Source organism: Ruminococcus sp. AM42-11, from assembly GCF_003480145.1.
Classification (GTDB): Bacteria; Bacillota; Clostridia; order Lachnospirales; family Lachnospiraceae; genus Blautia_A; species Blautia_A faecis.
This window is the reverse complement of sequence record NZ_QUIO01000007.1, coordinates 1-19,225: the sequence shown is the minus strand read 5'-3', so window position 1 is coordinate 19,225 and position 19,225 is coordinate 1. Positions and strand designations below refer to the sequence as shown.

Annotated in this window: 15 protein-coding genes and 2 pseudogenes; all 17 read right to left on the bottom strand. The window is 40.4% G+C overall.

Annotated features, from left to right (window positions below; translation table 11 throughout):
- Positions 1-363 precede the first annotated feature (363 nt).
- Complete coding sequence (locus tag DW904_RS24480; RefSeq protein ID WP_259893456.1) at positions 364-492, bottom strand: hypothetical protein; 129 nt, start codon at positions 490-492, stop codon at positions 364-366.
- Between the two features lie 22 nt (positions 493-514).
- Positions 515-817, bottom strand: coding sequence for a hypothetical protein (locus DW904_RS23675; RefSeq protein WP_243110315.1), 303 nt, complete (start codon positions 815-817; stop codon positions 515-517).
- 198 nt (positions 818-1,015) lie between these two features.
- Positions 1,016-1,117, bottom strand: a complete 102-nt coding sequence (locus DW904_RS23670; protein ID WP_015524590.1) for a putative holin-like toxin — start codon at positions 1,115-1,117, stop codon at positions 1,016-1,018.
- Positions 1,118-1,247: 130 nt separating this feature from the next.
- Positions 1,248-1,718, bottom strand: coding sequence for a helix-turn-helix transcriptional regulator (locus tag DW904_RS05845; RefSeq protein ID WP_110925748.1), 471 nt, complete (start codon positions 1,716-1,718; stop codon positions 1,248-1,250).
- 63 nt (positions 1,719-1,781) lie between these two features.
- On the bottom strand, positions 1,782-3,890 hold the full coding sequence (locus DW904_RS23665) for a SpaA isopeptide-forming pilin-related protein (RefSeq protein ID WP_243103315.1): 2,109 nt from the start codon (positions 3,888-3,890) through the stop codon (positions 1,782-1,784).
- A gap of 39 nt (positions 3,891-3,929) precedes the next feature.
- A pseudogene (locus DW904_RS23660) lies at positions 3,930-4,019 on the bottom strand (SpaA isopeptide-forming pilin-related protein); the annotation flags it as partial.
- Positions 4,020-4,030: 11 nt separating this feature from the next.
- On the bottom strand, positions 4,031-5,773 hold the full coding sequence (locus tag DW904_RS23655; protein WP_243110323.1) for a SpaA isopeptide-forming pilin-related protein: 1,743 nt from the start codon (positions 5,771-5,773) through the stop codon (positions 4,031-4,033).
- A gap of 11 nt (positions 5,774-5,784) precedes the next feature.
- Complete coding sequence (locus DW904_RS23650) at positions 5,785-8,517, bottom strand: SpaA isopeptide-forming pilin-related protein (RefSeq protein WP_243110314.1); 2,733 nt, start codon at positions 8,515-8,517, stop codon at positions 5,785-5,787.
- Complete coding sequence (locus DW904_RS05835; protein ID WP_044925917.1) at positions 8,507-10,609, bottom strand: DNA topoisomerase 3; 2,103 nt, start codon at positions 10,607-10,609, stop codon at positions 8,507-8,509. The genes DW904_RS23650 and DW904_RS05835 overlap by 11 nt, the downstream gene beginning before the upstream one ends.
- Before the next feature lie 48 nt (positions 10,610-10,657).
- Positions 10,658-12,157, bottom strand: a complete 1,500-nt coding sequence (locus tag DW904_RS05830; RefSeq protein WP_005426557.1) for a CD1107 family mobile element protein — start codon at positions 12,155-12,157, stop codon at positions 10,658-10,660.
- Complete coding sequence (locus tag DW904_RS05825; protein ID WP_021652602.1) at positions 12,141-12,389, bottom strand: DUF4315 family protein; 249 nt, start codon at positions 12,387-12,389, stop codon at positions 12,141-12,143. Before DW904_RS05825 ends, DW904_RS05830 begins: the two co-directional genes overlap by 17 nt.
- Positions 12,390-12,401: 12 nt before the next feature.
- A complete protein-coding gene (locus DW904_RS05820) occupies positions 12,402-14,510 on the bottom strand; it encodes a CD1108 family mobile element protein (protein WP_243110313.1) in 2,109 nt (702 codons plus the stop codon).
- On the bottom strand, positions 14,483-15,241 hold the full coding sequence (locus DW904_RS05815) for a hypothetical protein (protein WP_118578490.1): 759 nt from the start codon (positions 15,239-15,241) through the stop codon (positions 14,483-14,485). Before DW904_RS05815 ends, DW904_RS05820 begins: the two co-directional genes overlap by 28 nt.
- Positions 15,242-15,268: 27 nt before the next feature.
- Positions 15,269-17,791, bottom strand: coding sequence for a VirB4-like conjugal transfer ATPase, CD1110 family (locus tag DW904_RS05810; protein ID WP_342982470.1), 2,523 nt, complete (start codon positions 17,789-17,791; stop codon positions 15,269-15,271).
- On the bottom strand, positions 17,706-18,134 hold the full coding sequence (locus DW904_RS05805) for a PrgI family protein (RefSeq protein ID WP_005426563.1): 429 nt from the start codon (positions 18,132-18,134) through the stop codon (positions 17,706-17,708). The genes DW904_RS05810 and DW904_RS05805 overlap by 86 nt, the downstream gene beginning before the upstream one ends.
- A 14-nt stretch (positions 18,135-18,148) precedes the next feature.
- Positions 18,149-19,021 (bottom strand): VirB6/TrbL-like conjugal transfer protein, CD1112 family, encoded by an 873-nt coding sequence (locus DW904_RS05800; RefSeq protein WP_005426566.1) that lies wholly within the window; start codon positions 19,019-19,021, stop codon positions 18,149-18,151.
- Positions 19,022-19,025: 4 nt separating this feature from the next.
- Positions 19,026-19,118: pseudogene (locus DW904_RS25035) on the bottom strand (Maff2 family protein); the annotation flags it as partial.
- Positions 19,119-19,225: the final 107 nt, after the last annotated feature.

Genomic DNA, 19,225 nt, shown 5'->3' with positions numbered 1-19,225 from the left:
CGCATTAACGTGGTAAAGTTATTATAATTCCTTTCCTTTGAAATTTCAACCTCTTTTCTCGCTTCTTCCAGAGAAATTTTATGTACAATTCTTCCAATATCGATCAGAATACTCTCACTGAGCTGACTCACTGCATTTCCAAGGAATGTAAGGGCAGACAGATGGTTGTAATCTGTGATGTGCATGAAATCCTCTTCTTCCAGAAGTTCCATTGGCTCAATCCCACATCGTCTGGAAAGCATATAGTAAACACTGTCTGTTACCAGCTGACGGAAATCACTGCGGATCGTCACCTCATCCAAATCTTCCAGATAAGTATTTTCTACTGCATATTCCAATCCATCCAGATATTCTTCCAGATTGTCACTGACCATCTCCCTTGCGACCGCCATCAATGCGTCCTGCAAGGTTGCCGTATCCTTTTCTTCCAGACCATAGACCTCTTCCAGATGCGTAAGGATCTCTTCTCTCTGGTGTTCCTGCATCTGCCACAGATACGGGCTTCTGCCTCCGGCTACCATGTGGGTGTCCGAAATATCAAACACATAACGAAGTTGGTGTTCTGCCAGGTTTCATCAAACAGGGCAATTCCTCTTGCACCACGATTTACCCAGCGTAACATCTTTTCATTCCATAGTTCCAGTGATGCACAGGCTGTTGCGTCTGGACGCTGTGCATGGATCAGAAGCTGGTCTGAAAAAGAATACCGATATAACCTTGATGCTGTGTCCATATAATCCATCCAATCCCCTGGCGAACTGCTCACTGATACGGCATGTTCCTGTATCAAGTTTCGGATGTCCTGTAGTTTAGACATTTAACTTCCCTCCTGTCAATAAAAAACAGCCTACTCTTTTTAGAATTGGCTGCATAAAATGTACTTTACTTTTCGGAGAGAAAATGCTATATTCTAATTGAAAAGAGTAACCGCCCACAAGGTGGATGCTCCTGGATTAGGTTTTAATTTATTTTGCTCTCAAAGAGAGCTGCCTATCCTGTTGGCAGACAGGGTAGGCTATTTTTTTCGCTTGTTGTCCCTATTATCCAAATAGGCAAGCAAAGCAATCAGAAACGTACCGCCTAAGAACAATAAGCTCAAGACTTCGTATGTATCCATTCGCTCCACCTCCCTTCTTCTGTATCCCTTAACGGGATCTGAAAATCCAGGAGGTTTTTACCAACCCTGTACACGGTTACTCCAGTAATATTCTAACAGGTAACTCTCCGCAAAGCAATTCCTTTTTACTTCATACGGTTTTATATTCTGTTTTTCTCTTATCCTCTGGCCAATGCAGTTTCCATTCCAGATATTCCTCTTCTGTGATTCTTCCATCGCCCAGTTTCTGCTTTTTCCCCATCCATTCCTGCAGATAAGACATTGTTTTTTTATCCCTTATTGTGATTCCAACTGTTTCACTTTCTGAATCATTTAGCAGGAACAGATGAAAAAGCCCTCTATTTTCTTCATCCATCCAGAATAAAGTTTCCATTAATTCGTCCATTGTCGCAATTCCAGGACTTAAAAAATTCCGGACATCAACTTCCAATATTTCTGCTATCCGGATAAGCGTTTCCTGCTTCGGTGTACGCTGTCCACTTTCATATTGGGCGATTCTCACATCCGCACTACTTTCCCCATATCCTAACCTGCGTCCCAATTCCTTTTGAGTTATGTTGCGAAACATACGGATTTTTCTTATTCTTGCTCCTAATTTCAATTTCTTCTCCTTTTCAAAATGGGGCTGTGCAGTAACCACAGCCCCAGAACACTATTTATATTATCATTTGCGTTTTCTCTTAACTGTCACTACAGTTCCCAGACATCCTGCTGATACTGCAAGTGCCAGCACAAAAATAGCAATATTTGTATTATCTCCTGTTTTTGGTGAATTGGATACAGAAGTCGCATCAGAACCATGGGAACCAGGAGTGCTGACTCCCTGGTTTTCTGATGTTTCCGGAGTGTCTTTTTCCGGAGCTTTCTTATTTGTCAGATCCAGAGTATATTCAATCACAGGAGTACGGTCATTGACATATTCAAACTGAATCTTATGCTCGGTTTCATCAAGCTGATAGCCATCCAGTGTTTTTGTTTCTTTCAGGATATATGTGATTGCTTTTTTATACTGCCCATTCTTAAAAGTCGCAATCGGATAATTCTTTGATTCTGCATGACCAGCACTGTCTGTTACCAGAGTTTCCAGAACTTTACCTTTGCTGTCACAAAGGGCAAATTCTACACCTTTCATTGGCTTCTTGGTATCTTTATCCGTTTTATTTAAGATTACCTTGCCCATTGCCTGTTCATCTTCCATTTTGGCTCCCTGAACATCTCCGGTGTCCTTAACCTCAAATGTCACTTTATTTGCCACAATATAGCCTTTCGGTGCTGTTTCCTCCAACAACGTATAAGTGCCGACTGAAAGTTTCTCTACATAATGGGGCTGATCACCAGATGTCCAGCTTTCCATAACTTCCTGGTTTTCATTAAGAATATACAGTTTAGCACCTTTGACCTCGCTGCTTCCATCTGTCATATCAACTTTACTGATCAGAATTTTTGTTGTATCATCCTGCATTTCTACTTTCTGTATATCTGCAGTATTTTCTACTACAAACGTAATGGATTCTGCAGTTGCATAACCATCAGCAGGAATTGTCTCTGTTAATGTATATTTCTTTCCAACTTCCAGTTCCTTAATGATGTGTGGTGTGCTTCCGGAAGTCCACTCATCCACAACGTTTCCCTCTGAATCGGATACTTTCAGTTTTGCACCTGGTAATTCTTCCCCGGTTGTAATATCTGATTTTGTGATTTCAAAAGTAGTTGGCTCATCTTCATAAGTGAACTCAAAGGATACTTCTGCAACCTCTTCTCCCGCATAAGCAAAATCAAATTCCTTGATTTCTTCTGTTGTCACAAATCCAGCAGGAGCCTGCACTTCTTTTACATAGTAGTTGCCATTGATTGGAAGATCTGCCGTAAATACAATCCTTCCATCCTGATCCGTAGCTTTCTGCTCGATCATGGTATCTGCTTTCAGGATTACTTCGCCTTCTGCATTTAAAATATCATTCTTTGTATAAAGTGCAAATACTCCGCCTTCCAGAACACGGTCTGTATTTTTTTCTTTCTTAACTACAGTTACTTTTGCTTTCTGGCGGTTATTCTGCCAGTCCTCATCATAAGTCACAACCGGAGTATTCTGATCACGATAAGTCAGATCAACCTCTCTGATTTCTCCATCCAGAACATATCCATCCGCCGTCTCTTTTTCCTTTACATAATATTTGCCTAAAGGAAGATCTTCTGATCTTGCATATCCAAGAGCATCTGTCGTAATTGTTGCTACCAATTCGTCCTTTTTATAATAATCACTGCTTTCCCCATCTGCAGCCTTGATATCCTCCGCTGCATAAATTTCAAAAGTAACATCTTTCAAAGAACCTGTAACATAGCCAAATGCTGCGTCCATGCCGCCTGCCAGCATATCTTTCCAGGTAACTTCCTTGACAAATTCACCTTTTTTATTGATGATGATTCGTCCAACCGGAACAGCATCCTTCATTTCTACTTTTTGAACATCTGCAGTATCAGAAACTGTAAATTTCACTTCCTCCGCCTGCAGATAACCATATGGTGCAAACTCTTCCCGAAGTGTGTAGGTTTTTCCCACATGGAGTCTTTTTATTACATGAGCTTTTCCTTTTACAGAAGTCCATTTTTCTACTTCTTTTCCGTCTGAATCCAAAACCGTCAGTGTTGCTCCGTCAAGTTCCACACCTGTTGTAATATCTGATTTCGTAAATTCAGTTGTTGTCGGCTCATTCTTAAAAACGGTTTCCAGTTTTACTGTTTTTACTTCCTGTCCCTGATATTTCGCAGTCACCTCAATCTGCTCATCTGAAGATACAAAACCATCTGGTGCTGCCAGTTCTTTTATATAATAAGTTCCAAATGGCAGATCCTGCTCAAAAACAGTTTTTCCATCTTCACCTGTTACCGCTTTTGTAAGCAGTTCGTCTGCTTTTACCAGTACCTTATCCCTGCTTTTATATCCTCTTTTGCGTAAAGACCAAACTCTGCTCCAGAAAGCCCTTTCTCATTTTCAGCATCTTTTTTCACAACTGACACTTCTACTTTCTGGCGGTCATTTATAAACTCTGCACTCTGTGAGATCACTGGTGTATTCTGGTCTGCATAGACGAAAGAAATCTTCTGTTCTTCTTCATTTAATACAAATCCCTCCGGTGCAGTCTTTTCTACAACTTTGTATTCTCCTAGAGGCAGATTATCAAGCTCTGCTTTTCCGGATTCATCCGTTGTCAGTTCTGCAACTTTTTCACCCTTTGCATATTTCAGGATTCTTTTTCCTGTATCATCTTTCTGGAAATCTGCTGTATAGATATCCTCTGCAGCATATACTTCATATACTGCACCGGAAAGGTTTTGAACTTCATACCTAAAATCATTCTTATAGGTCGAAAGAACCTCTCCTTTTTTCTGTACAGTGAGTTTTCCTTTCACCGAATGGTCCTCATATACCACTTCAATGACCGCATCACCTGAAACCGGATCCGTCTGATACAGGGTATTGGTATCCACCTGTATTTCGACATAATTTTTGTTAATGGTATAACCGTCCGGTGCTGTTACCTCTTCGATTCTATAATGACCAATTTTTAAATTCTGAGGCAGTATCAGATATCCATCTATATCTGTGAAATATGAGGTATGTGTAACAGTTGTCGGGTATGTAGTTACCTGCTCTACATATTTTTCATGATCCATATCATAAATTTTAAACTCTGTTCCCGGAATTAAAACTGATTTTTTAGTCTCATCATCCTGTTTGATGATTTTCAGTTTTGCAGAAAATTCTTTGTCCAAAAGAACTCTCCATGTCTGCGGCTCTGTTGGTTTATTCTCTGTAATCCGGACAATAAAATCATCTACAGGTTTGTAATTATGGGGTGTTGTAGTTTCTCTCACCAGATATGTTCCATATGGAATTGCAATGGATTTTACATAACCTTTCTCATTTGTAAAAATTTCTGTTGCTCCATTTTCACCGATCACAACCGGCTCTGCAGAGGAAAAATCATAATTTCCATCCTCTTTTACCACCAAAGAAGATACCAAATATGCACTAAATCCAGCTCCGGATAGTAATGCAGCATCTGTGTCTCCATTATTGGCAGCTTTAATAAGTTCAAACGGCTGTTTCTTCACCGTTTCCAGTGAGGTACACTCTTTTTCTACAACCGCTGTCAGATCACCTTCATCACTGCATACAAGATCATATTCATGCTCGTCTGCCAGATATCCTACGGATGGGGTAATTTCCTTGATGTAATACTCTCCAAGATAAAGATTCTCTATCCTTGCTTTTCCTTCTTTATCGGTAGTTAGCGTACCAATCTGGCTTCCGGCTTTATAAATAACGCCTGTCTTTCCATCTGGATGGGTAATGTCGTTTCTTGCATAAAGTCCATACACCGCATTTTCCAGGGAAGCATCTCCCTGTGCCTTATTTTCTTTTGTCTCGGCATCTTTTTTATTCAAAGAGATTGCAGCACTGACCCTGTCATTCACAAAAGTATGACTGAAAGAAATTTTTGCCTGTTCATCATTGGTATAACTGAATTGGAAAGAATAAGTATCTTTCTCATTTCTGACATAACCAGCCGGAGCCTGGACTTCTTTTACATAATAAGAAAATCCCACTGGAAGATCTGCTTTAAATGCTGCTTTTCCATCAGTACCAGTAATTGCAGTCTCAATCAGAGCATCTTTTTTACTGCTACTTTTCCATCCACAGTTTTCATATCCTGCGCTGCAAACAGAGCAAAATGCCCTCCGGATAGTGTATTTTCAGTATCTTTGTCTTTCTTTATCACCTGCACCACTGCTTTCTGACGGTCATTTGTAAAGGTAGTCTCTGAGAAAGCCGCTTCTGCAGTCTGCCCTGCATAAGAAATGGTTACTTTTTTTGTTTCTTTTGCATTATAAAAATTTTCCGGGGCCTGTGCTTCTGTTACATTATAGCTTCCAAGCGGAAGATTCTTTACCGTTACAGAACCGTCCTCACCTGTGATCAGATTTTTCGCTACTTCTGCGCCTTTTTTGTAAACTGTTTTTCCACCTGCTGTTACAATATCCTCGGCAGCATATACGTTATAAACGGCTCCTTTCTGACGGCGTTTCTCGTACTGGAATGAAGTTCCATTTTCATCAGATACAGCTCCTACAAAAACTTCTCCCTCTTTATAAACGGTCAGATTTCCTTTCTGCTCTTTGTCCGTTACAGTCTGTTTGGTTGTACTGCCAACTACTAATTTCACTCCATACGAAGAAGCCTGGACAACATAACCTTCCGGTGCTGTAATCTCTTTTAAGTAAACAGTATCCTGTGTCTTGGTAAGAGTTACACGTGAAGAACCATTGCTGTCTGTTGGCGGCATCTTAACAATCAGCTTTGTGCAGGCGTTATCACTATATACCCCATACACGGCTCCAGCTAGATTTTTTCCAGTATCTCCATCTTTCTTTGTAATTTCAATAACTGCTTCTTCCGGCCAGTCAACTGTAATCTGCAGGTCAGAGGAATCTGTATAGTAGCCAAAACCAATGTCCTGTGAACTCTCCAGTTTTAAAAGCATTGCATGGAAATCCAGGGGAAAATTGGAAGTGATCGCATACTTTCCTTTCAGACTGCCCATATTGGCTGTTGTAGCTACAAGATGGAATTTCTCTCCACCCTTTACAGTGACATTTCCAGATGCCGTTTTTCCTGTGGTTTCATTAACAAGGCTTACTCCGTTCTCCAGATGAATGGTAATGGTAAATGCTTCATTTGCCTTCCAGGTAAAACTTTCAGTTTCCTTTCCCGTTGCATTAACGGAAAGTCCTGGAAGAAGTTTCATTGCTGTCGGATCAGGCATTTTAGCAAGAGCTGCTTTAATCTCTTTCAGCATATTTTTAGCGGTTGTAGAAAGCGCACCTCCAAATCCGGATTCGCCATCATATAAATAGTCAACCAGGTAATGCTGCATGGCTCTTGTCTCAGAACTGCATCCATATTTTTCCATAATGGATTTTACATTATATCCATTGAATGTATGTCCCCATCCTGGACCGCCATATCCATAGAATAAGGCTTTTCTCAAATATTTATCATCTCCGCCTTCATCCAGTTCAACCATATTTTTATATGTTGTCCCACTTGGAGGTGACTGCATGGAGTGCTGCATACAATACGCATTTACTGTATAAGTCTTTCCGCCTGCTTTGTAACGAACATATTTGTAGCTGTCATTTCCACCCTGTCCCATAACTGTATCAAACGGATGAAGCTGGCCATCTGAATAATAGTAATATTTATTTGCTTCAATATTTGTTGCATCATCCCATGGAGTATCGGTTGCAAGTAACATGATACCGTTTTCTGCCTGATCCATGGAAACACTTAGATCAATGTCATCTGCTGGCATTTCAAAACTGAATTTATCCGATTCTTCGTGATAAGTCACCTCAGAATACAATAAATCTTCTGTATTCTCTGTCTGGTTTGCCTGTACTTTTGTTGTTCCTACTGCAATTAAGCTGCCTTGCGGCATATCTCCGGAAAAAACAACGGTTTCTCCTGGCTGATACTGTCCATCTTCATGGTTCAGCTCAATATGAAATTCCTCTCCACGAACAATATTTACCTGATAATTTCCATCTGCATCTTCTGTTTTCTCTGTTCCATCTGTAAAAGAGTCGTCTGTCGCCTCTGGCATTTCTTCCGGATCTGTATCTGTAATTTCTTCAAATGTGCTGTCTGTATCCGGATTATCATCTATGGCAGGTTCTTCTGTTGAAACTTCCTCAGACGGGTTTTCCGGGATTGGTGTATCTATTGGCTCTTCCTCAACCGGAATTTCTGTCGGAGTTACTTCTTCATAGATTTCATCCTCTGACGGAATTTCTACATTTACCTCATCCTGCACAGGTTCTTCACTCTCTGCAGTGCCTATGGCTGGTTCCTCGCCTTCTGCTTCATTCTCATCTTCCTGGTTGCTTACAGATTCCTGATTCTCAGATTCAGCAACCTGCACCACCGCTTCCTTTACAATCAGCTTACGATTGATCTGATAAATTGGGTGGCCACTTACTGGCTCTACATAATAAACAGCTTTGTATGTATCTTCGTAATCTGTTGTAAAGTCCTGCTTTTCCTCATTTTTTGCCTCATGGAAAGTGATCTTCACCTTTTTTTCATCTGGTATTTCCAGTCCGGTAAAATCTTTCTCCACTTCAAAAATACTGCCTGTTTCCAGTTCCAGATCTTTTGCTTTTACCACCTCATCTGCATCAAGTTCATTTTTTACCGCTTCGTATAACGGTGGCTCTTCTGGCACTGGCACTACATCTGCCGCATAGGACAGTATTGGAGATAGCATTGTAGATAACACTGTAAGCATTGCCAAGAATCCCGACAAAAATCTTCTCATATTTTTTTTATTCTTCATTCTTTTTTCCTTTCTTCCGTTCCGGGAAAATCAACTGAAACTTTGGATTTCCGGTTTCTGAAACCTCCATCTTTATAGTTGCTTCATACTTCCTTTTTGTTTTCTCTGATACCAGATCTTTGAAATGCACCTGCTTCTCACTCAGCAGCTTCCTGACAGTTGCTTCATCAAGTGTTTTTCCTTGACTCTCAAAAAATCGGTTATTTTTCCATAAAGTAAAACTGCAATCACTTCCTGAACAATAATAATTTCTCTTTCCCACATAAACCTTATTGTCGCATCTTGGGCATTTTCCAATTTCTTTCCGACCATCTGAAAATAGTTTCTGGTATTCTTCCACTGGCTGTCCATTATCACTTACCAATTTGGTAACCATTTTTTCAATTTCGAAGAGAAATTCTTCTACATTTTTCTGGCCTCTGGAAATCAGTGTCAGATCATTTTCCCATTCTGCTGTAAGTTTTGGTGATTTGATCATTTCCGGAAGAATCCTGATCAGATTTCTTCCATCTGCTGTAGGTAATATCTGCTTCTTTTTACGCTCAATAAAGCCTTTCTCAATCAGTTTTTCAATAATCGCTGCCCTGGTAGCCGGAGTTCCAAGCCCTTTTCTCTCTGCGTCTTCTATCGTATCCGAGCTTCCAGCGTGTTCCATGGCACTAAGGAGCGTATCCTCCGTATAATGTTTCGGCGGTGCTGTAAAATGTTCACTAAATTTTACAACAACACATTCAAATACCTGTCCTATTTTTATATCTGGAAAATCACTTTCCTCCTCTTCTGGCTTTTCTGCATTTTTCCCATATGATTTAAAGAACCGTTCTTCCACTTCTTTCCATCCATATTGGAGAACATTCTTTCCAGATGCAGTAAACAGTTCTCCATGACAGGAAATTTCAGTCTTAATACTCTCATATATGTATTCCTGTTCCGATGCACATAATAACTTTGATGCAATCAGCATGAGAATTTCCTTTTCTCCACCCGGAAGTGCTTTTAAATCCATGTTTGTAATTTCTACCGTTGGTATAATTGCATGATGATCTGATACCTTTTTACTGTTCAAAAGTCTCTTTATATCTGGTTCTGAACCCTTTATTGACATTTCAGGAAACATACTATTTACTGCCCCGACAACCAGAAGAGCATTTTCTTCCATATCATCTGTAAGATATTGGCTATCCGTCCTTGGATACGTCACCAGTTTCTTCTCATAAAGGCTTTGGGTATAGTCCAAGGTTTGCTGTGCCGTAAATCCAAGAAGACGATTTGCTTCCCTCTGTAATGTGGTCAGATCATATAATTTCGGCGGCTGTACCTTTTTCTTCTCTTTCTTTACTGAAAGAATCTGTGCAGTTTCATCCTTCATATCCTCCATCATCTGAACGGCAGCACTTTTCTCTTTTATCCGGCTGCTTACAGCATCCAATCCATCCATCAGAAGATGAACCAGATAATACTTCTCTTTCTGGAAGTTCTCGATGCTCTTTTCCCGTTCCACCAGCATTGCAAGTGTAGGTGTCTGCACCCGACCTACAATCAACCGATGGTGATACAGTACCGTAAACAGTCTGGTGGCATTAATTCCTACCAGCCAGTCTGCTTCACTTCGCGCCACTGCAGAATAATAAAGATCATCATATTCATGTCCATCTTTCAGCTGCTGAAATCCTTCCAGAATTGCTTTTTCCTCCATGGAAGAAATCCACAGTCTTTTAAAGGGAAGTTTACATTCTGCCTGGTTATATACCAGACGGAAAATCAACTCCCCTTCTCTTCCTGCATCTGTTGCACATATAATTTCTGTGACATCTGCTCTGTGAAGCAATTCCTTTAAAATCCGAAACTGCCCTTTGGTACTTTCTTTGATCTGATATTTCCAATTCTCCGGGATCATAGGAAGTGTCTCATATCTCCATGCTTTCCAGTCATCCCGGTACTGATCCGCACTAGCCAGTTCAATCAAATGCCCAATACACCAGGAAACCAGATATTCTTTTCCTTCCAGGTAGCCATCTTTTACGTTTGTGGCATGAAGCACCTTCGCAATGTTTCTGGCTACGCTGGGTTTTTCCGCAATTACAAGCTGCAATTTTCAATCTCCTTTCTGCACCTGTCGCTGTAATTAAGTGAAACAAAGTTATTCCTCTGATTCTTCGTCTTCTACTTCACCTTCCATTTCATATTCTTCTAATTCTTCATCATCCTCACGAATTGTATCTTCTTCCTCCTCATCGTCGTCCTCGTCCTCTTCATAATCAAAAGAAGTATTTCTTCCTTTCATAAATTTCCAATAATAGTAAGCACCACAAACTCCTGCCAGAACCAGCAGCATTAATAAAATCGTGCCGGAATTATTGCTTTTCTTCTCAGGTTCTTCCTTTTCTTCCGGTATGATCGTAACTTCTGGTTCCGGTGTCTCTGTGATCTTCTCTGTTTCAAGTGGCAGTGCGGATTCTGCAATAGCCTGGTTCTGTGGAAGTGTGACCATGTTGGTATCCGTAAAGTTCAAAAGATCATTTTCGCCTACCTCTGTAAGAAGATAAACATTTTCATCCGTTTTATCCTTATCTACAATCAGATAAAAAACCTTATCACTTTTTGTCTTGATCGTATAAAATTCCTTTCCCCCTTTGTCCTGAACTGTTCCTGTTGTCATGCCGGAAGCAGAACTTTCTCCCTGCACCCGTCCGGTATCTGCTTCTGTATCCGTTTCATTTCCTGTGTTTTCTGGTTCTGTTGGTGCAGTAGCAGTCTCGTTCGTTGTCTGATGTTCCGTTACGGTTGCCGTAGCACTGGTGGGCTTACTTGCAGTTCCATCGGCTGGCAAAGAAGCTGCATTCTGCTCCGTTCCGGAAACCTCTGTATTCTCTTTTACTGCATCTGGATTTTCATAATAAGGGTTTCCTACTTTATAGATCTCTGACATATTTCCTGCTTTGTCTTTTGCCTGCAGGGTAAAGTATTCATAGGAAGTATCCGCTTTTTGCAAACGGACATTTAACGTATTATTCGTCAGTTCTGTGAATTCATTTCCATTGACATACAAAGCAGCAATTCCCGATTCCGCATCAACTCCCTGCACGATCAGTATCCCATTCTTCGCAGCCGCAATAATAGTTGGTTTGGTTTTATCAAAACACTCTATGTAACGATTCTGCTCATAAGTATTTCCATTCTGATCGGTAACTCTCACATAAACACTACAATTAGAAGAGATGGATACTTCCATATTTCCGGTTATGTCTGACCATCCTCCATTTTCTGAAAGTCTTGCTTCTACTTTTGCAATAGAAAAAGCACCTGTATTCTTTGTATCTTCCACTTGAATTTTTACGGTTGCCGTATCTGTCTGCCAGCCTTCGGGTTCTGTAAAGGTAATCCCTACTTCTGGTGTTTCCGTCACATCATTTCCTGCATCTTCCTGTGCCTGTTCCACTGGATCTGCATGAATTTCAACTTCTGATCCATCTGAAAAATCAACATCTTCCGGGCTGCTTTCTTCTGATGATTCCACTTCTACATTATCTGCCCATACAGTCAGACTTCCGGGCGAACTATAAAAGAAAGCTCCTGCCGGAAGTCCTGCTAACGTAGCTGCGGTTAAAAATACAGCTGCTCTTTTATGAAATTTCTTCATTTTCTGTCTGCTCCTTTTCTCTGGTTTCCAATATCTTTTTTTGTTCCTCCTTGCTGATATCAATCATCAACTGAAGTTCCTCTGCGGAAACTCCATTGCTTCGGATAATTTTCAGATACTCCATATCCTCTGCCTGTTTCTTCTGTTCTTCCAGATCCCTTGCTTTTTTCTGTAGCTTTTCAATCTTAACGTAGGTTCTTGCAAGTTCTTCTTTTATTCGTTCAATGTTCAAATACGCCCCTCCTTATGGCCTGCCAAAAGCATAAAAATGAGACTGCCAGTATGCAGAATTAATGGACGTATACTGAATTGGATTTCCACAATGGATCATCTGTCCATCTCCGGCATAAATTCCTACGTGGGTAACCGGCTCTCCCGCATCATACGTCCCAGTGAAAAAGATAATATCTCCTGGCCTTGCTTCTTCTGGTGATACAGGCATACAAATGTCATAAATTCCCTGTGCAGTAAGTCTTCCCATATTGCAGACACCCGAATTGGTAAACACATAGCTTACAAAACCAGAACAGTCAAAAGAAGTCTCCGGGCTGGAACCGCCCCATACATACGGCATACCAAGATATTTGTCTGCTTCCGCAAATAATCTCCGCACAGTCTCATCATCATAACTGCCGCCTCCACCATACAGCCCGCTATCTCCGGTACTGATATAAAAAACAGGATTATAATATTCCCCATCTTTGACCAGTTCCAAATATAACTGGCTTCCGGTTGCACTTCCTGTACTTCCCGTTGTACCAATTACAGTATCTGTTGTTACTTCCTGACCATTTGCTACCGAAATGCTCTGCAGATAAGCGTATTTAATCTGCACACCTTTTTTATCCTGCGTAACTACATAATTTCCAAAAGTTCCGCTATATCCTACATCTACAACAAAACCATTCATCGCTGACTTCACTTCTGTCCCCTGTCGTACATTAACCGTCACACCTCTGTGAAGTTGTGTCTGCCCGGTTCCATTGTTTACAGAATACCCATAATAGGTACTGATATAGGCATACCAGTTTAACTCAACCGGAGTTTTATATGTCTGTAAATTTCCTCTGTTGGAATAGACCTCTTCATAAATTTCCTGCTCATCCTCTTCCATTCTGGACAGAATAACACTTCTAAGCGGTTTTGCCTGAACAGAAACATTCAGTACATCTGCAGTTACTGTACGGGTAACTTCCACAGAGTTCTGATTGCCCTCTGCCAGAAAACATTCCCAGGTCTGATGACCATGTGCCTCAGCTACTGCGTGATTATCATAATAAACATCAAACTGGACACCATACTGGGCAAAGTTTCCAGTATCTTCTACGGTGTACTCAATCCCATTCATCACTACTTTCGTCCCCATTGGAAGAAATGGGTTTGCAGCATCAACCGCAAGCGTATGATTAGCCTGTGGCATTGCCCCTGAAGCAGTTGGTCCTCCACTCCACACGCCACAGCAGATAGGACAGTTACAGTATCCACTGGTCACAACATTTCCCAATGACTGCCCTACCTGTATTGTAGATGTTTCCTGCCGGGTTTCACTTTTTTCCTCTACGGTGATTCCGTACTGTAAAGAAAAAATTGTTTCCAGTTCTCCTTTTATCTCATCAAACTTAAAATCCCCATACCTGGCAGTCAGATAACTGATCAATGTATGGGGATCATGGCCGATTTCACCAATGTTATATCTGTATTCATCTTTTCCTGGATACCGGGCTTCCATCTGGTTTATTTTCTGTTGAAGACTGGCTTCCAACTGCGTATAATACAACTCTGCTTTTTCAATTTCGTCCGGATCCGCAATGTAACTGGAAGCGATTACCGTAGAAATTCCATTAGAAAACATAGCCGAACAGGAAGCAAATCCTGTCATTACGGAAAGAAGCAAAATCAATAACAACCCCATTGAGATCAGAGTAGTTACATTTCTTACAAATACTTCCTGTGCCTTTCTTGCAATTTTAGTAGCAAGATTTACTGACCGGATTGAGGTGTCTTTTGTTTCTTTTGCAATCTTCCCAGCCCGGTATGCCATCTGATACTCTCGCTTAATCCTCTGCTTCTGTATTAATTTTCTGATCAGCTTTTTCTGCATCTCTGGATGTTCTTCCAGATATTTCTGATATTGATACCTGGATGCACTCTTCCAGGCTCTTTGCTCTAAACGGTTTTCTTTATGTATCTGACTGCGGTTCTTCCGGATATTTCTACTGCTATGTTCCTGTAATATCCACTCACCTGAACGCACCAGCTTATGTGCTGCATCTACAGCACTGTTTTCCTCTTCGTCTTCGCCTGCTTTCTGATATACTGCATTTTTTAATGCTTTCTTTGGAACAGAAGACAAGGTTTTCTTTTTACCATCCGTTTTCCCTGTTTTTTGTCGAAATATAAATGGTACTTTACCTTTGCTTTCTGTTCCTCATTTGTTTTCTTGGTATAAACAGAATCTTTCGGAATTTTGTTCTGCCTCTCAGCTTCCTGTTTTCTTGCAGCCTTATCCACTTCCTGATAAGTTTTTATTGTTTTTCGGCTATATTTCTGCTTTCCTTTTTTTCGGTTTGTAGAAACATCATTCTTCTCTGCCTGAAAATGTCCTCCATCTGTTTCAGCCGAAGTTTTCTTTTCTTTCTTCAGACTTCCATCTGTCTCCAGTTTTCCAAACTGCAGTCTCTGCTGTTTCTTTTTCTGTCGCTGATACTGGCTCCTGTGTTTTTCTTTGCGCTCACGTATTTCTACCGCTGAATCCACAGATACACCTGCAGGCTTGTCCCGATATCTGTACCGTCCCTGTGTTTTTCGTTTTCCCGGAGGACTGTTTGCAGCCTCTTCTTTTTTGGCAGGATTTCCCTCCTGAACTTTTTCGGAAAATTGTTTCTTTTCAGCTTTTTTATGAGAGTTTTTCTTCTTTTCAGAAGTAATAAATGCCTGTTCTACATCCTTCTGTTTATAAGGCAACTCCTGATCGCTGTTTGTAACTTTTCTGGTCTCCTTTGTTGCAAGATTTTCCTCAACCAGACCATTTCTGGTCATACGGCTGACTTTCTTCTCTTTCGCCGTATATTTTTGTTTTCCCAATGTACCTCACCTCTGCTTTTTTGTCCGTTAAGTCTGAATCTCATCCGGTTTAGTACTCATCAAAGCATAGGTTCTGGTATCCTGCGGATATCTGTCTGCAAAAGGTATGATTACATTTCCGTAAAAAAGCAGCCCTTCTCCTGCATTACTGTTATTTACAAAAGAAATCTGATGCTTGGAAATATTCAATTTCTCCGCAAGGATCTTCTGATCCCCGCTGTGCTGATTTAACATCAGGATAAAATCACTGTTTCCCACAATACTTTCTACTGCCAGAGAGCCAAGAAAATCTGTTACATTCTGACTGATTCCTGTAATGATTCCACCCCACTTACGAAATCTCTTCCACATTTCAATAGAATAATTAGCAGTCTGTGGCTGGTTCAGCAAAAGGTGAAATTCATCCACATAATAACGGGTTGATTTCCTGCGACTGCGGTTCTGTGATACTCTTGTCCAAACCATATGCTGGACAATCAACATCCCTGCTTTTCGTAGTGTGGTTCCAAGTTCCCGGATATCAAAGCATACCACTCTGTTCTGCGTATCGACATTACTTCGATGGTTAAATACATTCTGCGATCCTGTTACATACAACTGCAGACTGTTGGCAATGTTCTGTGCTGCTGGTTTATCTGGTGCATAAAAGTTCAGACGTTCATAGAAATCCTGCAGAGTCGGCATATTTTCCGGTTTTGGATCATTGTAAAGATATTTTTTATAAATGTCTTTTACACACAGGTCAATCATGGAAACCTCATCACCATTTAATTCTGCATTTTGAGGTTTCTTCATAATGACCTCGCAGAAAGATGTGATAAACTCTGCTTTATCAGCAATAATGGTATCAATATCCTCCACATCGCCATTAATCCTGTATTTCTCCGGATGATAAATAACATCCAGGTTCACTTCCATAGGATTGATGTAATCATTACTTTTTGCACTGATTTTAATAACTTCACCATTTAAGGCATTTACCAGCGGAAAATATTCTCCCTCCGGGTCACAGATAATAATGTCATCGTCTGTAATCAGGAAAACATTGAGAATTTCTCTTTTCGTTGCAAAACTCTTACCGGAACCAGGAGTACCCAAAATCAGGCCGTTAGGTGTTTTCAATCGTTTCCGATCCACCATAATGAGATTGTTTGACAGTGCATTTAAGCCATAGTAAAGAGCTTCACCGCCTTGGAAAAGTTCCTGTGTGGTAAACGGAACAAAGATTGCTGTAGAAGTCGTAGTCATAATTCTCTGTATTCCAGTCTGGTTCATTCCCAGTGGTAGTGATGCCACAAGTCCCTGTTCCTGCTGATATTGAAGTCTCCGTATATTGCAATTATATTTCTGGGCGATTCCTGCAGTCTGATACACAATATTGTCCAGTTTTCTCTTATTGTCCGCTGTATTCATCAGCAAAAAAGTAAGTTCAAAAAGTTTCTCATTCCTGGACTGGATTTCATTGAGCAATCCCTCCACATCCTCTCCGTATGTAGAAATGTCCGTTGGAATAATATCCATATCATATCCGCTTCTGACCGCTTTCTTCTGTTCTTCAATTTTCATTTTCTGAATATTTGACAGCGTACTTTTCAGGCTTTTAATAGCTGCCTTGGGATCAATTGGACGCAGGTGCATATTGATGATAAGATTCTCTTCCAGATCCAGCAGATCTGCCAGCAGTTTATCCGTAAGTTCTGGTGATGTAATCTGTAAATATGACACGCATCCAAAAGTCTGTCCCATCCGAAAATAGCTGTCATTGCGAAAATCAAATCCGGTAGGTGCAATAAAGTCTTTTGTCTGCAGACCTGTTTTTGCAACCATCCCATAATGGAAATGGAAAGATTCTTTTGTGTCCATATTCATCACATCATGCAGAATTTTCAGACGTTCTACCCCATTTAAAGGCTCTGCCATGGCTCCCATCACCTTAAAATTATTCAATACACTGGCTTCAATTCTCTCCAGCCTGGATTTTGCATTTCGCAGATTATCCGCCTTAATGGAAAATGTAATATATTTTGTTTTTACAAGCCCATTATTTCCTTTGGAAAGCTGCATTTTCAACATATCCGAATATTCTTTCCGAATATCATTGAAACAGTCATCCTGCTCTGGAATATCAATATTTTTTGCATACTCATCAAAATTCACCTGTTGATTAAGAAATGTAATTTGTACCTCAACAGAGCTGTCAAATGAATTCAGGAACTCACAATAGTTCTCAAAAATAGCCGCTTTATCATCATTCTGCGCTAACTGGTAATTTATATCGTAGAACTGCACCATCTTTGAATAATAGTTATCATCTGTCCTGCAGATACCATCCTTATATATTTCCTTATATGGAATCGTATCCTGCGCTGTAAAAGGCTTCCTCTTCTTCTGATTCTCCGCTTTTATCATCCGAAGTTCTTTCAGACGCTTTTTTTCTTCTTTCGTAAGTCCGGTTTTCTGTTTCTTATTTTTTTCGGTCTGCTTTTTTAAGGAAATGGAACGGATTTCTCGCTTCCCTGGCTTCTTTTGCCTTTTTCTCAAGCCATGCACCCTCTTTCTCTAATTTATCGTACTCTATAATCCGGTCATATAAGTTTTGGGAACGATAGACCCTGATTCCAGGTCTTAAAAATTTCTGCCGGATAATGTGAAGCAATATTTTCTCTGCTGGAAATCCATCCTTTTCATACATTGCAAAAAAGAAAAATGGCAGCATCACTATGATCATAAGCGTTGCTGCCACATCTGTTCCCAGTCCTGCTTTTGTCAGCAAATAGACCGGAACACCACAAATTCCTGCCAGAGAAAAACATATAATTTGTCTTTTAGTTAAATTCAGTGCTAATTTTGTCTTTATTTTTGAAAAATCTTTCGGCACTGGAACATATGCCATATTCTTGTTTCCTCCTAATGTGCATTGAAGATTGATTTTGCCAGGGAACTGGTCTTAAACAGGCTGAAACATAAAATAACTGTATATGCTGCAACTGACCAGATAGCTGTATGAAGATTATCCGCAACTGTAATAGCATTTACCAGAACTGCATAAATCGCAACACATACCATCATAAAAAATCCCTGGAATCCCAACGCTAATAATGCCTTCACGTAATTATTTCCAATACTTCCCCATTCCCTGTTCGTAAATGTTGAAAACGGAATAGGTGCCACAGAGACATAAAGATATATTTCTATCATTCGTCCATATAAAATGACGGTAATCAGGACTGATATGATTTTTAGACATAAACTGACCAGCATCGTTTCCAGACCAAGCCCCAGTAATTCTCCGATTCCCATATCTTCAATCTGCGTTTCAAGAAGCGTTTTCAATGCTTCTGTAACATCAATAGATGCGGAACCGGTTATCATACCGCCAGCATTGGATACCACATGATTCGCTACATCAAAAATTGCCATCGCAATATCAAAAGTATGAGTAACCAGATATACCGCTACCCACATCTTAAAAATGTATTTGAAAAACATAAACGTATCCGTATCGTGCATATTGTTTTTTTCCATAATCATGGAAATCAGCTCATAACACAGTACAAATGTAATAATCATCCCCGCAATGGGGACAATGACATTATCCGACAGATTTTTTATCATGGAAAAAATGCCACTGTTCCAATTTTGGGGTGTTTTCCCAACCTCTGTAGCAATCGTTTCTACTTTGGTATTTACATCGGTGAACATGGTATCCAGGTTTGATGTGATCCAGCCTGTTAGCAGATCCTTTATGAACTCTGTTATTTTTTCGGTTATTCCACCCATTTATTTATCCAAACAAAGTTGCAAGCTGTGGAATCAGGTTTATTCCAATCAGTACGATGCCACCGCCCGCCATCAACTGTTTTATTCCTTGTGACTTTACTGATGTGCGATAAAGAAGTAATAGAAGTGTAAAAAATTTTGCCGTTCCTATCCGGCACTTGCGCATTGTGTCGGATAGGTCGGGCGGTTATTCGGGCAAGTCCA